The following is a 14,464-nucleotide window of genomic DNA, read 5'->3' as shown; positions in this document are numbered from 1 at the left end:
TTTTTCTCCTTGCGGCCGTTATCCGCCAATGTAAGACAGATTTTGCGTAATGCCGGTGTTGCCCTGATGCAGAAAATGGGTCTGTTTTTTATGCGCAAGGGACGCGGCAATGCGCGCTTCCAGCGCGGCCTGCTGATGGTCATCCTGCAGCAGATCGCGCAGGTCTACGCCCCCGTCGCCAAACAGGCATAAATGCAGCTTGCCGACGGAAGAGACCCGCAGCCGGTTACAACTGGCGCAAAAGTCTTTTTCATAGGGCATGATGAGACCGATCTCTCCGGCATAGTCCGGGTGGCAGAAAACCTGTGCCGGGCCGTCACTGCGGCTGCGCAGCTTCTGGATCCAGCCGCGTTTAAGCAGCTCTACGCGCAGCACATCGCCGGAGATATGGTGTTTTCGAAAGAGATCGCTGCCTTCGCCGGTTTCCATCAGTTCAATAAAACGCAGTTGAATGGGGCGAGGTTTGATCCAGGAAAGAAAGGTATCGAGCTGGTGGTGGTTGACGTCGCGCATCAGCACGGTATTGACTTTGACCTTCTCAAAGCCTGCCGCAAAAGCAGCATCAATGCCGTCCATCACCTGCTTAAACTTATCCTGACCGGTAATCGCGAAAAACTGGCGCGCGTCGAGACTGTCGACGCTGACGTTAATCGCCGTCAGCCCGGCATCACGCCAGTGCGCCACATCGCGTGCCAGCCGATAGCCGTTCGTGGTGACGGCAATCTGGCGGATGGCGTGGTTTTCCCGCACGGCAGCAATAATGTCGGTAAAGTCGCGACGCAGCGAAGGTTCGCCACCGGTCAGACGGACTTTCTCTGTCCCCATAGCAGAAAACGCACGCGTAACGCGACGAATTTCCTCAAGGCTGAGAAAACCTTTATTGGTGACGCCACCTGGCTTGTAGCCGTTGGGCAGGCAGTAAGTGCAACGGAAGTTGCATACATCAGTGATCGACAAACGCAAGTAAAAGAACTTACGCGCGAACGTGTCAGTCAGTTGTGTGGCCATGTACACCTTTCCAAATACGGGAGATGCAGTCATTTCTTCCTGCACCCTGGCGGCTGATACCGGTGGGTATCGCCACGGCCAAAGCACCATATCGTCAGACGTAGGTACAGAGGCTAGAGTGTATGTTGTGCGTAACGAGATAAATTCGTTATGGCGATAGTAGCGCGAAGCGTTTTGTTTCGCCAACATCATTATCGCTATATAAACATGTATATAGCGACATGATCGCGCATTTTCATAACAGAGTACGTGAAAATCCCTTTTTTGCTTTGATATACGTCATTTTCCACCCTGCGCGGCATCGTCATTAGGTGGTATTTAGGTTAACGTAGCGCGGTAATCATTTATAAGGAAGGTTTATGCGTAATCGCACTCTTGCGGATCTGGATCGCGTCGTTGCGCTTGGCGGTGGGCACGGGCTGGGCCGCGTGATGTCAGCTTTATCATCGTTAGGTTCACGACTCACCGGTATTGTGACGACCACCGATAACGGCGGTTCTACCGGGCGGATTCGCCGCTCTGAGGGAGGGATCGCCTGGGGCGATATGCGCAACTGTTTAAACCAGCTTATTACCGAACCCAGCGTCGCTTCGGCGATGTTTGAGTACCGTTTTAGCGGTAATGGCGAACTTTCCGGCCATAACCTCGGAAACTTGATGTTAAAGGCGTTAGATCACCTCAGCGTGCGGCCTCTGGAGGCGATCAATCTTATTCGCAACCTGCTCAAGGTCGATGCGTTTCTTATTCCGATGTCTGAACAACCCGTTGATTTAATGGCAACAGACAACGAAGGCCATATGGTCTATGGCGAAGTGAATATCGACCTGCTGGAATCCCCGGTACAGGAATTGATGCTGTTTCCCAAAGTACACGCCACGCGGGAAGCCGTTCAGGCGATTGCCGAGGCGGATCTGATTTTAATTGGTCCGGGGAGTTTTTATACCAGCCTGCTGCCTTTACTGCTGCTGGAAGACCTTTCTCAGGCGTTGCGCCGCACCCCCGCGCCCGTGGTCTATATCGGAAATCTTGGCAGAGAATTGAGCGTGGCCGCCGCCAACCTGACGCTTAAAGATAAGCTGACGATCATGGAGCAGTATGTGGGTAAACCGATCATTGATGCCGTTATCGTTGGTCCGAAAGTGGATGTCTCTGCAGTTTCCGACCGGGTTGTTATTCAGGGGGTTCTGGAGGCCAGCGATATCCCCTATCGTCATGACAGGCATTTGTTGCGTGAAGCGCTGGAAAAAGCGGTTCAGGCGCTGGGTTAATCGCGCAGCGAGCACGATTTGTGCTCGCGCCATCACGTTTCCTTAATTTCTTAAGGTTGTCTTAAAGATCCTTGTCCAGAATAGTCATCCTGTCTTTGTCAGGATCGTTGTCATGTCTACTTTTCGTCTTCGCCGGCCTAGCTTAAGCCGCCTGAGCTTTCTGATTTTGTTCGCGCTTTATATCGCAGTGATTTTAAACATCGCGTTTTATCGCCAGGCATTTAGATTATTGCCGGTAGACTCATTGCATAACGCGCTGGTATTTGCCTCCATGCCCGTCGTGGCCTTTAGCGTCATCAATATTGCGCTCACTCTGACTTCATTTTTACGCCTGGACCGTCTGACGATCAGCCTCTTTATCCTGGTCAGCGCGGCGGCGCAATATTTCATCATGAGCTTTGGCATTATTATCGACCGCTCAATGGTGACCAATATTCTCGATACCACCCCGGCAGAGAGTTTCGCCCTGCTATCGCCACGAATGGTAGTGGTGCTGCTGCTCTCAGGCGCGTTAATGGTGCTTATCGCCTGGTGGATTAAAATCAAAGCGCCGGTCTCAGCCTGGCGTAGTATTATCAGCCGCCTCGTGAGCATTGCGGTTTCTGCATTACTGATCGTTTTCGTCGCGCTGCTGTTCTATAAAGATTACGCCTCACTGTTTCGCAATAATAAAGAACTGGTTAAATCCCTCAGTCCGTCAAACAGCATCACCGCCGGTTTATCCTGGTATAGCCATCATCGCATGGATAATTTACCGCTGGTGCGTATCGGTGAAGATGCACAACAACGTGCGCAGATGCAAAACGGCCCGCGTAAGAATCTGACCATCTTGATCGTGGGTGAAACCTCGCGTGCCGCCAACTTTTCTCTGGGTGGATATGCTCATGATACCAACCCGCGTTTAAAACAGGATAATGTGGTCTATTTCCCGAACACCACCTCCTGCGGGACGGCAACGGCCATTTCCGTGCCCTGCATGTTCTCTAATATGCCGCGCCAGAATTACGACGAAGAACTGGCCCATCATCAGGAAGGGTTGCTGGATATTATTCAGCGCGCGGGTATTCAGGTATTGTGGAATGAAAACGACGGCGGTTGTAAAGGCGCCTGCGATCGCGTTACTCATCAGGATGTGACTGCGCTGAATCTGCCGGGGTTATGTATTGACGGTGAATGTCAGGATGAAGCGTTATTTCATCAGCTCGAAGACTATATCAATAATCTGCAACATGACGGCGTCATTGTATTGCACACCATTGGTAGCCACGGGCCAACCTACTATAACCGCTACCCGGCGGCATTTCGTAAATTTACCCCGACCTGCGATACCAGCCAGATTCAGACCTGCACGCAGGAACAACTGGTGAACACTTACGACAACACCATTTTGTACATTGATTATATTGTCGACAAAGCCATTAAATTACTGCAATCGAAACAGGATAAATTCACCACCAGCCTGGTTTACCTTTCCGACCATGGTGAATCGCTGGGTGAAGACGGTGTCTATTTACACGGTTTGCCTTATTCCATCGCCCCGGAAACGCAAAAACATATTCCGATGCTTATTTGGCTGTCTGAGGATTATCAAAAGCGTTACGGCGTAGATAATCAGTGCCTGCAAAAAGAGGCACAGCAAAAGAACTTTTCGCAGGATAATCTCTTCTCGACCATGTTGGGTATGACAGGGGTCAGTACGAAGGAATACCGTGCGCAAGATGATATTTTGACTGCCTGTCGTGGAGAGCCGAAATGAAAATTCTGGTCGTCGAAGATGATGCACTGTTATTACAGGGATTGATTCTGGCCATGCAAAGTGAAGGATACGCCTGCGATGGCGTATCCACCGCGCATGAAGCGGGCCTGAGTCTGGCAACCGGACACTACAGTCTGATGGTGCTTGACCTTGGCCTTCCGGACGAAGATGGCCTCCATTTCCTGGAGCGTGTTCGCCGCGAGAAATTCACGCTGCCGGTATTAATTTTGACCGCCAGGGACACACTCTCCGATCGTATTTCCGGGCTGGACACCGGTGCGGATGATTATCTGGTTAAGCCTTTCGCACTTGAAGAGCTTAACGCGCGTATTCGTGCCCTGCTGCGCCGTCACAATAATCAGGCAGACAGCGAATTAACAAACGGTAATTTGCGGCTGAATTTGACCCGCCGTCAGGTATGGCTCAGCGAAGAGTTACTGGAGCTTACGCCAAAAGAGTACGCGTTGCTGTCACGCCTGCTGATGAAAGTGGGTACGCCGGTACACCGTGAAATTCTTTATAACGACATTTACAACTGGGACAACGAACCGGCGACTAATACGCTGGAAGTGCATATCCATAACCTGCGTGACAAAATCGGCAAATCGCGTATCCGTACCGTGCGCGGCTATGGGTATATGTTGATCCACGCCGATAAACAGGAATAAGCATGGCGATCTTTCAGTTCAGGAATTGGTCAATGCGAAGCCGCTTGCTGCTCACCGTCGGGGCCATTCTGGTGGTGTGTCAACTGGTCAGCGTGTTCTGGCTATGGCATGAGAGCAAAGAGCAAGTCCAGCTATTAGTGGAAAGCGCGATTCACAGCCATAACAACCACAAACAGGTGGAGCATGAAGTGCACGAGGCGGTCGCCAGCCTGCTGGTGCCAAGCCTGCTGATCATTGGTCTCGCCCTGCTGCTCTGTTTTAAGGCCTTGAAAACCATAACCCGCCCTCTTTCAGCATTACAGCGCGAGCTGGATGCGCGTGCGCCGGGCAACCTCGAACCCATCGTTCTGGAAAACCCGGTCCGTGAGGTGGAAGCCGTTGCCTCTGCCATCAATCAACTGGTTTCACGCCTTACCGTCACACTGGATCGCGAACGTCTGTTTACCGCCGACGTAGCCCATGAGTTGCGTACGCCGCTGGCAGGTCTGCGCCTGCACCTGGAATTGATGGCCAAAAGCCATGCTCTGGATGTCGCCCCCCTGCTCCAGCGGCTGGACCAGATGACCGAAAATATTGCCCAGTTGCTACAACTCGCCCGCGTCGGGCAATCTTTTTCCGCTGGCAGCTATCAGCAGGTGATGCTGATGGAAGATGTGGTCATGCCTGTCCACAGTGAGCTGGAGAGAATGCTGCACACCCGTCAGCAGCACTTACAGTTGCCGGAAATGACAGAAGATATCGCCGTGGCAGGCGATGCCACACTCCTGCAAGTGCTGCTGCGAAATCTGGTAGAGAACGCCCACCGGTACAGCCCGCCCGGCACCACCATTATCGTGAGCCTTATCGCTGGCCCGACGCCGGTGCTGTCGGTGGAAGATGAGGGTTCAGGCGTGGATGAATCCCGCAGCGGAGAGTTAAGCAAAGCTTTTGTGCGAATGGATAGTCGCTACGGTGGTTCAGGGCTTGGATTGAGTATCGTTTCACGCATCGCACAGCTTCATGACGCGCAATTCTTCTTGCACAACCGTCAGCCTGGCCCCGGTGTTCGCGCATGGGTGAAACTCAACCCCATTGCACGTTAAGGGGAACTCAGTAAGACAGCACCCAGAGATGGGTAAAACCGATGATAATGGCGAGGGACAGGGCAATGGCCAGATACTGAGCCAGATTTTCTTTGTGCATAGATACTCTCCTGATTTTTCACAGGAGAGTAATCGGCTTTCATTAAGCAAACATTAAGATGTACAGGTCAATTTCGTGAGCGGCATCGTGTTACGAGGCGGCAATAAACAATTCCCGCAGTTGATGCAGTTGATCGCGGCATTTCGCCGCCTCTTCGAATTCGAGATTCTGCGCATGTTGCATCATCTGCCCTTCCAGCTCGTGAATTTTCTGCTGCAGCGCTTTCGGGGTTAATGCCAGTTCGGCAGCTTCCACCTGAGCCGGTGTGCGCGATTTACCGCGACCTTTGCCTTTGGTCTTCGCCAGGCTTTCGCCGAGGCTCAGAATATCCACCACTTTTTTGTTCAACCCCTGCGGGGTGATGCCGTGTTCTTCGTTGTACTGCTGCTGTTTCTCGCGACGACGCTCGGTTTCCCCCATCGCCTTCGCCATGGATGGGGTAATTTTATCGCCGTAGAGAATGGCCTTCCCATTGACGTTACGCGCCGCACGACCAATGGTCTGAATCAGCGAACGCTCAGAACGCAGGAACCCTTCTTTATCCGCATCCAGAATTGCCACCAGCGACACTTCCGGCATATCCAGCCCCTCACGTAACAAGTTGATGCCCACCAGCACATCGAACTCGCCAAGGCGTAAATCGCGGATAATCTCCATACGTTCGACCGTATCGATGTCGGAGTGCAGGTAACGCACCCGCTCACCGTGTTCTTCCAGATATTCGGTCAGATCTTCCGCCATGCGTTTGGTCAGTGTCGTGACCAGCACGCGCTCGTTAATGGCAGCGCGTATGCGGATCTCAGAGAGCAGATCGTCCACCTGGGTTGCCACCGGTCGCACTTCGATAATCGGATCGAGCAAGCCGGTCGGGCGCACAACCTGGTCAATCACATCGCCACCGGATTTTTCCAGCTCATAGTTGCCCGGCGTCGCCGATACATAAATGGTTTGCGGTGCCAGCGCTTCGAACTCTTCGAATTTCAGTGGGCGGTTATCCAGCGCTGACGGCAGACGGAAACCGTACTCCACCAGCGTCTCTTTACGCGCGCGGTCGCCGCGGAACATACCGCCAATTTGCGGAATGGTGACGTGGGATTCATCAATCACCAGCAGGCCATCCGCCGGAAGGTAATCAAACAGCGTCGGCGGCGGCTCGCCCGGCCCGCGCCCGGAAAGGTAGCGCGAATAGTTTTCGATGCCGGAGCAATAGCCCAATTCATTCATCATTTCCAGATCAAACTGGGTGCGCTGGGTCAGCCGCTGTTCTTCCAGCAGCTTATTATTCTCCAGCAGCACTTTGCGCCGGTCGGCCAGCTCGACCTTGATCTCTTCCATCGCCTGAACGATGCGCTCACGCGGCGTGACGTAGTGAGTTTTGGGATAGACCGTAAAACGCTGGATGGTCGACTCAACGTGCCCGGTCAGCGGATCAAACAGCGACAGGCGCTCAACTTCTTCATCAAACAGCTCAACGCGCAGGGCAATATCGTCCGATTCTGCCGGGAAGATATCGATAACTTCGCCGCGCACGCGAAAGGTGCCGCGCTGAAACGCCTGATCATTGCGGGTGTACTGCAGCTCCGCCAGCCGACGCAGTATGGAGCGTTGATCGATGATCATCCCTTTTGTCAGGTGCAGCATCATCTTCAGGTACAGGTCCGGATCGCCCAGGCCGTAAATCGCGGAGACCGATGCCACCACAATGACATCCCGACGTTCAAGCAGCGCTTTAGTGGCCGACAGTCGCATCTGCTCAATGTGTTCGTTCACCGAGGCATCTTTTTCGATAAACGTGTCCGAACTCGGCACATAGGCTTCCGGCTGATAGTAGTCGTAGTAAGAGACGAAATATTCCACCGCGTTATCCGGGAAGAACTCTTTCATTTCGCCATACAACTGTGCCGCAAGGGTCTTGTTCGGCGCCAGCACCATCGTCGGGCGCTGTAAATCGGCAATGACATTCGCCACGGTGAACGTTTTCCCTGAACCGGTCACGCCCAGCAAAGTCTGATGAGCCAGTCCGTCTTCGAGCCCTTCTTCCAGGCGACGAATAGCTTCTGGCTGATCGCCGGAGGGACGAAAAGCGGAATTCAGTTTGAATGGTTTACTCATGGACGGCTACCTGATGAAGGAATGAGCGGGCAGGAAAGTAATTTTACTCACCACAGCGAGATTTGCCAATAAAAAATACTGGATGTAAAAACAGTGGCATAATCAGGAATCTCTTCTACTCACTGGCCCGGCACGATGAGCGCACCTCGAAAATCACCTGGGACGGTACAAAACACCAGCAAAAGCGGGTTATCCCCAGAACATTTCCTTTTTTAACACTTGTCAAGGCAGGTAATGAAAGTTTTGTGGCAGTGGGTGACAGATTTCTTACAAGGATTGCTTTTATTTAACTAATTAAAAAATAAAGGAATATCTCAAAAGACGCCTTTCGCAGCAATTCAGGCGCAAGCCGCGTATTTACTCGCTTCTCGCACTTTTTCTAACTCTAATGCACAAGGTTATCCACAGGAATAGTGGATAACTGCTTCCAGCCCATATGCCTCGCCTGTCGCCAAAAACCACCTGGCAGCCTCTTTGAGGTCAATAAAAAAATTTTCTCGCTTATTTTCGCAGAATATCTGCTAACGAATCGGTGAATTATCATGCGATCCTGCTCACATTTCACCAATTGACTGCACCATTTCCCACCATCCCTGGCACTGTCAAAGAGCATATATTTTCGCCTGCCAGCCGCAAAAAGCACTTTTACTCTCTTATTCATCAGCGGGTTCCGAAAAAAATCTCGCTTTTAGGTTCTGGCAAGGCTTTTGCACAGACTTTTACAACATCTTCTCTGTCACCCGATCAGAGATAAGGAGCGAACCGTGTTGAGTTTACGTGCAGTCAATCAGTATTACGGCAATCAACATACGCTGTGGAATGTCGACCTCGACCTCTCCCCCGGTGTATGCACCTCTGTTATTGGCCTCCCAGGGATGGGCAAGACGACGCTTATCAATTGCATTACCGGTTATCTGCCCGTGGAGAGCGGTAGCATGGTCTGGCAAGAAGCGGGGGCGCCGCCCAGGGATTTGCTCAACCTGCAGGCGGAGCATCGCAGCGCAATGGGCATAGGCTATGTTCCCCAGGACAGGCGGATATTTTCACAAATGACCGTTGAGGAGAATTTGCATATTGCCATGCTGGCCTCTGGTGAACCGCGCAGTACCGTCAATCGTGAGATCTATGACCTGTTTCCCGAACTCTACGGGCTACGTCAGGTGAAAGGCGCAGGGCTGTCTGAGGATAATCAGCACCAACTGGCGATGGCGCGCGCGCTCGTCAATCGCCCGCGGCTGTTGATTCTGGACGAACCCACACGCGGGCTTGGACAGGCGTTTATCCATAAACTCGGCAATTTACTTGTCCGGCTCAACCAGGATTTCGGTATGACTATCCTGCTGGCCGAACAACATCTGTCGTTTATACGCCGGGTTGCTGACCGTTTCTGCCTGTTACATCGTGGTCGCAACGTCGCCGAAGGGGATGTCAGACAGCTTGACGATCAGCTTCTGTCGCACTGGATGTCGCCTGATTCAGCACGTTGAGATCGAGATAATGACCGTTTTGTGTAGCGAACGGCGCGTGGGCAAGCCAGGGAATTTCTCCCATAAAAGGTGCCTTTAACACGCGCCGTAGCGTCGCAAGATACTCGGTATGCCGTTTACCTGGCGGCTGAACATCATTGGCAATCCAGCCTGCAAAGCGCAACCCCGCCTGCTCTATCGCCTGTGCGGTCAACATTGCATGATTAATACACCCAAGCTTAACGCCCACCACCAGAATCACCGGCAATCGCTCGGCCACCACCCAATCGGCAAAAGTGAATGTCTCTGAAAGCGGCGTAAACCACCCACCAGCCCCTTCTGTCAATATCCAGTCGGCCTCCACTTCCAGTGCCCGCAGCCCGGCAGACATCCCCTCAAGCGTAATGGGCATATCAGACTCTGCGCTGACAATGTGCGGCGATGTCGGCTCAGCAAAAGTCCAGGGATTTACCTGGTCGTAATCGAGCATCACGCTGCTGTTGTGCTGCAAAGCCAGCGCGTCACTGTTGCGCAGCCCTTGTGCGGTCATGTCACTGCCCGAGGCCACCGGTTTGTAACCTGCACTTCGCAGCCCCCGAAGATTTGCCGCTTGCAAAAGCGCGCAGCTCGCCACCGTTTTTCCGACCTCGGTGTCCGTGCCGGTGACAAAATAGCGTTCAGTCACGCGTGATAACTCCCCAGAAAAGTTGATAGGTCAGCGGGAATGCTCCCTGCTGTTGCGGCCAGGCCAGTTGCAAGCGTCGTAGCCCCCCTCGCGTAAGCCCTTGCCTGCGTCCGGCATGCAGATGGGTCGCCCCAACCCCTTTAAGCGATCGCATGGCCTCCAGTGCCCCCGCAAAATAGAGCGTGATGGGCTCAATGCCCGCCTGATAGCGCCAGCCGGATAGCGCATCGTGGAGTTGCGTAGCGGCCAGAAAGTGATTGGCATGACGCTGGTCATCAATCGCGCGCCATGCCTCATTCAATTCAGGTAACGAGCCGCTCACCAGGGTGGTAAACGCAATATGTCCACCGGGGCGCACCACGCGGTATAACTCCGCCAGCGCCTGACGCACATCATCACACCACTGCACCGCCAGGTTACTCCAGGCAAGACAAAATTCAGCGCGGGCAAAAGGCATGGCTTCGATATCCGCCAGCACATAGCGTTCTGCCGCCTGCCTGCGCCGGGCCTCCTCCAGCATGGGCGCAGAGATATCCAGCGCCGTCACCCGTGCCCCCTGCTCTCGCCAGTAGCGACTCAGCAACCCCGGCCCGCAGCCAGCATCCAGCACCTGTTCAACAGGGGCAGAAGGGAGACGGGAAAGCAGTAATTCTGCGCTTTGTTGCTGCAATCCGTTGTGTTGGTCGTAGCGGTGGGCGGCGCGACCGAAGGTATCGGCAATGGCTTGTTTATCAACGCGCGTCATGCAATATCTCCAGCAACTGCGTAATGTCTTCCGGCTCATGGGCGGCAGTGAGCGTTAAGCGCAACCGGGCGGTACCTGGCGGGACGGTTGGCGGGCGAATCGCGGTTACCCAAAAACCGTTCGCCCGTAACTGCGCGGCCAGGTGCAGCGCACGGCTGTTTTCGCCCACAATCAGCGGCTGAATGGCACTGTCAGATGCTGTTACCTGGAGTTTCTGCGCCTGTGCGCCCGCACGGAATTGCGCAATCAGCGCATTCAGTTTATGGCGGCGTTGTGCGCCTTCTTCGGATCGAATAACAGCAAGTGAGGCGCTGATTGCCGCGGCCTGGGCGGGCGGCATACTGGTGCTGTAAATCAGATGGCGGGCGAACTGTGTCAGATAATCGGCCAGCGATTCGCTGCACAGCACCGCCGCACCGCTCACGCCAACCCCTTTGCCGAACGTGACAATCAGGATATCCGGCGTGACCTGGCGGGCGTGGCAGCTACCGCGCCCCTCGTCGCCGCATACGCCAATACCGTGCGCATCGTCGACCATCAGCCAGCCGTTTGCCTGTCGGGTCGCCAGGGCGATGTCAGCCAGCGGCGCGCTGTCGCCGTCCATACTGAACACCCCTTCGGTAACAACCAGTTGTTCGCCACCGATCGGTTTTGCCAGCAGAGCCGCAAGATGCGTGGCGTCGTTATGGGCAAAGCGGCGTAGTTCTGCCGGGATGAGGCTGGCCGCTTCCAGCAACGAGGCGTGGCTTAGCCTGTCGGCAACAATACGGTCTTCTTTCTTACCCAGCGCGGCAATCACCGCCTGATTAGCAGCGAATCCTGAGATAAACAGTAGCGCGCGCGGATACCCCAGCCAGTCGGCAAGACCGGCCTCAAGCTGTTGATGTGCCAGGGTGTAGCCGCTCACGTGGCCAGAACCGCCGCTGCCAACCCCGTATTTATCTGCCCCCTGCTGCCAGGCGCGAACAACCGCCGGATGCTGGCTTAAGCCCAGATAATCGTTACTGGAAAAGTTGCGATAGCGCTGCCCGTCGCGAACCAGCCAGCGCCCGGCCCCCTGCGCCACGCACTGGCGCGTGCGCAAGGCATCGGCCTGCCGACGGTCCGCTAACGCCTCATCGATGCGCTGTTGCCAGCTCATAGCGCAGCCGCGTTGTAATACTGATCGGTATCCGCATGCACGAGCTGCTGTTCCAATTTTTCCTGCTGCGCTCTGTCGCCATTGAGCACCCCGGTCTGCTGCGGATTCAGCCCCAGCTTACGGAACAGTTGCAGGTCTTTGTCCTCTTCCGGGTTGGGGGTGGTCAGCAACTTACAACCGTAGAAAATGGAGTTTGCCCCGGCCATAAAGCACATGGCCTGAGTCTGTTCGTTCATCTGCTCGCGACCTGCGGACAGACGCACATACGAGGTGGGCATCATGATACGGGCAACGGCGATGGTACGGATAAAATCAAAGGCGTCGACATCCTCATTTTCCGCCAGCGGCGTGCCTTTCACTTTCACCAGCATGTTGATGGGTACGCTTTCCGGCGGTGTGGGCAAGTTTGCCAGTTGCAGCAGTAACCCGGCACGATCGGTGACCGTTTCGCCCAGCCCCACAATGCCGCCAGAGCAGACTTTGATTCCCGCATCACGCACTTTATCAAGCGTATCCAGGCGCTCCTGATAGGTTCGGGTGGTGATGATGTTGCCGTAGAATTCCGGTGAGGTATCCAGGTTGTGGTTGTAGTAATCGAGCCCGGCATGCGCCAGACGCTGCGCCTGACTGTCAGTGAGCGTACCGAGCGTCATGCAGGCTTCCAGGCCCATGGCCTTCACCCCTTCGACCATCTGTTCCAGATACGGCATATCGCGATCGTTCGGGTTCTTCCAGGCCGCGCCCATACAAAAGCGCGTTGAACCGGCGTTTTTCGCCTTACGGGCCGAGTCCAGTACCTGCTCCACCTCCATCAACCTTTCTGCATCCAGCCCGGTTTTATAACGGGCGCTTTGCGGACAGTATTTGCAATCTTCCGGGCAGGCCCCGGTCTTGATCGAAAGTAGCGTGCTGACCTGCACCTGGCGGGGATCAAAATGCTGGCGGTGAACCTGTTGCGCTTCAAACAGCAGTTCCAGCAGCGGTTTTTCAAACAGGGAGGTGACTTGCGACAGTGTCCAGCGTGTCTGGTGAGCCATTGGGCTTCTCCAAAGGGTGTTGTTAAATCTCGATTCGGGTTATACTTGTAAACCTAAATGTTTTTAATTTGGTTTACAAGTCGATTATGACAACGGACGATCTTGCCTTTGACCAGCGCCATATCTGGCACCCGTACACTTCCATGACCTCTCCGCTGCCGGTTTATCCGGTGCAATCCGCACAAGGATGCGAACTGACGCTGACCAGCGGCGAGCGGCTGGTAGACGGGATGTCTTCCTGGTGGGCCGCCATTCACGGCTACAATCACCCGGTACTGAACGCGGCGATGAAAGCGCAAATTGATGCCATGTCGCACGTGATGTTTGGCGGCATCACCCACCAACCCGCCATCGCCCTGTGCCGTAAGCTGTTGGCGATGACCCCGGACAACCTGGAGTGCGTTTTCCTCGCTGATTCTGGCTCGGTGGCCGTGGAAGTGGCGATGAAAATGGCCCTGCAATACTGGCAGGCGAAAGGCGAGCCCCGGCAGCGGTTTCTCACCTTCCGTAACGGCTACCACGGCGACACCTTTGGCGCGATGTCGGTATGCGACCCGGACAACTCTATGCACAGCCTGTGGCAGGGCTACCTGCCGGAAAACCTCTTCGCCCCCGCGCCGCAAAGCCGTTTCGACGGTGAATGGGATGAGCGCGATATGGTGGGTTTTGCCCGCCTGATGGCGGCGCATCGCCATGAAATTGCCGCGGTGATCCTTGAGACCATCGTGCAAGGCGCCGGAGGGATGCGCATGTACCACCCTGAGTGGCTTAAGCGGATCCGGAAAATGTGTGACCGGGAAGGGATATTGCTGATTGCCGATGAGATTGCCACCGGCTTTGGTCGCACCGGCAAGCTGTTTGCCTGCGAACACGCCGGGGTTGCTCCGGATATTCTCTGTCTTGGCAAGGCCTTAACCGGCGGCACAATGACGCTTTCCGCCACGCTTACGACGCGCCATGTGGCCGAGACTATTAGCAACGGCGAAGCGGGCTGCTTTATGCACGGCCCGACGTTTATGGGCAATCCGCTGGCCTGTGCGGCGGCAACGGCCAGTCTCGGCCTGCTGGAAAGCGGTGAATGGCAATCACAGGTGGCCGCGATTGAACGCCAGTTACGCGAAGAGCTCGCAGCGGCGAGCGATAGCGCCAACGTGGAGGACGTTCGCATATTGGGGGCAATCGGTGTAGTGGAAACCAGGCGACCTGTAAACATGGCGGCGCTGCAACATTTCTTTGTCGGACAAGGCGTGTGGATCCGCCCGTTTGGCCGCCTCATTTACCTGATGCCGCCTTATGCGATAAGCCGCGAACAGTTGACGCGCTTAACCCAGGCCGTGAATGCGGCCGTCGCCATGGACGAGATGTTCATTGTCTGATTTAACGCCCGCCGGATAAC

Annotated in this window: 12 protein-coding genes and 1 riboswitch; of the genes, 6 read left to right on the top strand and 6 right to left on the bottom strand. The window is 54.7% G+C overall.

Translation table 11 applies throughout. The features are described from left to right. Positions 1–18 precede the first annotated feature (18 nt). Positions 19–1,008: a GTP 3',8-cyclase MoaA gene (moaA, locus tag ABIB59_RS04420; RefSeq protein ID WP_039077234.1), complete on the bottom strand. Its 990-nt coding sequence runs from the start codon at positions 1,006–1,008 to the stop codon at positions 19–21. After that, positions 996–1,141, bottom strand: a riboswitch (molybdenum cofactor riboswitch). Its footprint overlaps the gene before it by 13 nt. A gap of 226 nt (positions 1,142–1,367) precedes the next feature. On the opposite strand from moaA, the gene yvcK reads away from it, so the two are divergent. From yvcK to pmrB, 4 genes are all read left to right on the top strand, one after another. Then, positions 1,368–2,276, top strand: coding sequence for a uridine diphosphate-N-acetylglucosamine-binding protein YvcK (yvcK, locus tag ABIB59_RS04415; protein ID WP_079498591.1), 909 nt, complete (start codon positions 1,368–1,370; stop codon positions 2,274–2,276). A 112-nt stretch (positions 2,277–2,388) separates the two neighbouring features. Next, positions 2,389–4,032 (top strand): phosphoethanolamine transferase EptA, encoded by a 1,644-nt coding sequence (gene eptA, locus ABIB59_RS04410; protein WP_354034178.1) that lies wholly within the window; start codon positions 2,389–2,391, stop codon positions 4,030–4,032. After that, positions 4,029–4,700: a two-component system response regulator PmrA gene (pmrA, locus tag ABIB59_RS04405; protein WP_039077237.1), complete on the top strand. Its 672-nt coding sequence runs from the start codon at positions 4,029–4,031 to the stop codon at positions 4,698–4,700. The genes eptA and pmrA overlap by 4 nt, the downstream gene beginning before the upstream one ends. Before the next feature lie 2 nt (positions 4,701–4,702). Then, positions 4,703–5,782, top strand: coding sequence for a two-component system sensor histidine kinase PmrB (gene pmrB, locus ABIB59_RS04400; protein WP_071195590.1), 1,080 nt, complete (start codon positions 4,703–4,705; stop codon positions 5,780–5,782). 190 nt (positions 5,783–5,972) lie between these two features. Here pmrB and uvrB read toward each other — a convergent pair whose 3' ends face one another. After that, on the bottom strand, positions 5,973–7,994 hold the full coding sequence (uvrB, locus tag ABIB59_RS04395; protein WP_039077239.1) for an excinuclease ABC subunit UvrB: 2,022 nt from the start codon (positions 7,992–7,994) through the stop codon (positions 5,973–5,975). Between the two features lie 764 nt (positions 7,995–8,758). On the opposite strand from uvrB, the gene ABIB59_RS04390 reads away from it, so the two are divergent. Beyond that, entirely contained in the window at positions 8,759–9,481 is a 723-nt protein-coding gene (locus tag ABIB59_RS04390) for an ABC transporter ATP-binding protein (RefSeq protein ID WP_039077241.1), read from the top strand. Here the strand turns inward: ABIB59_RS04390 and bioD are convergent. From bioD to bioB, 4 genes are read right to left on the bottom strand one after another with little or no spacing between them, the layout of a single operon-like run. Continuing rightward, positions 9,423–10,145 carry a dethiobiotin synthase gene (bioD, locus tag ABIB59_RS04385; protein ID WP_317085941.1) on the bottom strand — a complete coding sequence of 241 codons (723 nt, stop codon included), beginning with the start codon at positions 10,143–10,145 and terminating at the stop codon, positions 9,423–9,425. The two genes, ABIB59_RS04390 and bioD, sit on opposite strands and share 59 nt — an antisense overlap. Continuing rightward, positions 10,138–10,890 carry a malonyl-ACP O-methyltransferase BioC gene (gene bioC, locus ABIB59_RS04380; protein ID WP_354034176.1) on the bottom strand — a complete coding sequence of 251 codons (753 nt, stop codon included), beginning with the start codon at positions 10,888–10,890 and terminating at the stop codon, positions 10,138–10,140. The genes bioD and bioC overlap by 8 nt, the downstream gene beginning before the upstream one ends. Continuing rightward, positions 10,877–12,031, bottom strand: a complete 1,155-nt coding sequence (gene bioF, locus ABIB59_RS04375) for an 8-amino-7-oxononanoate synthase (RefSeq protein ID WP_169039689.1) — start codon at positions 12,029–12,031, stop codon at positions 10,877–10,879. Before bioF ends, bioC begins: the two co-directional genes overlap by 14 nt. Beyond that, a complete protein-coding gene (gene bioB, locus ABIB59_RS04370; protein ID WP_354034175.1) occupies positions 12,028–13,068 on the bottom strand; it encodes a biotin synthase BioB in 1,041 nt (346 codons plus the stop codon). The genes bioF and bioB overlap by 4 nt, the downstream gene beginning before the upstream one ends. 86 nt (positions 13,069–13,154) lie before the next feature. Here bioB and bioA point away from each other — a divergent pair, with 86 nt between their 5' ends. Further along, entirely contained in the window at positions 13,155–14,444 is a 1,290-nt protein-coding gene (gene bioA, locus ABIB59_RS04365) for an adenosylmethionine--8-amino-7-oxononanoate transaminase (RefSeq protein ID WP_354034174.1), read from the top strand. Positions 14,445–14,464: the final 20 nt, after the last annotated feature.

This window comes from Citrobacter sp. UYEF32 (assembly GCF_040546205.1).
GTDB lineage: Bacteria > Pseudomonadota > Gammaproteobacteria > Enterobacterales > Enterobacteriaceae > Phytobacter > Phytobacter diazotrophicus.
This window is presented reverse-complemented; position numbering and strand designations above follow the sequence as displayed.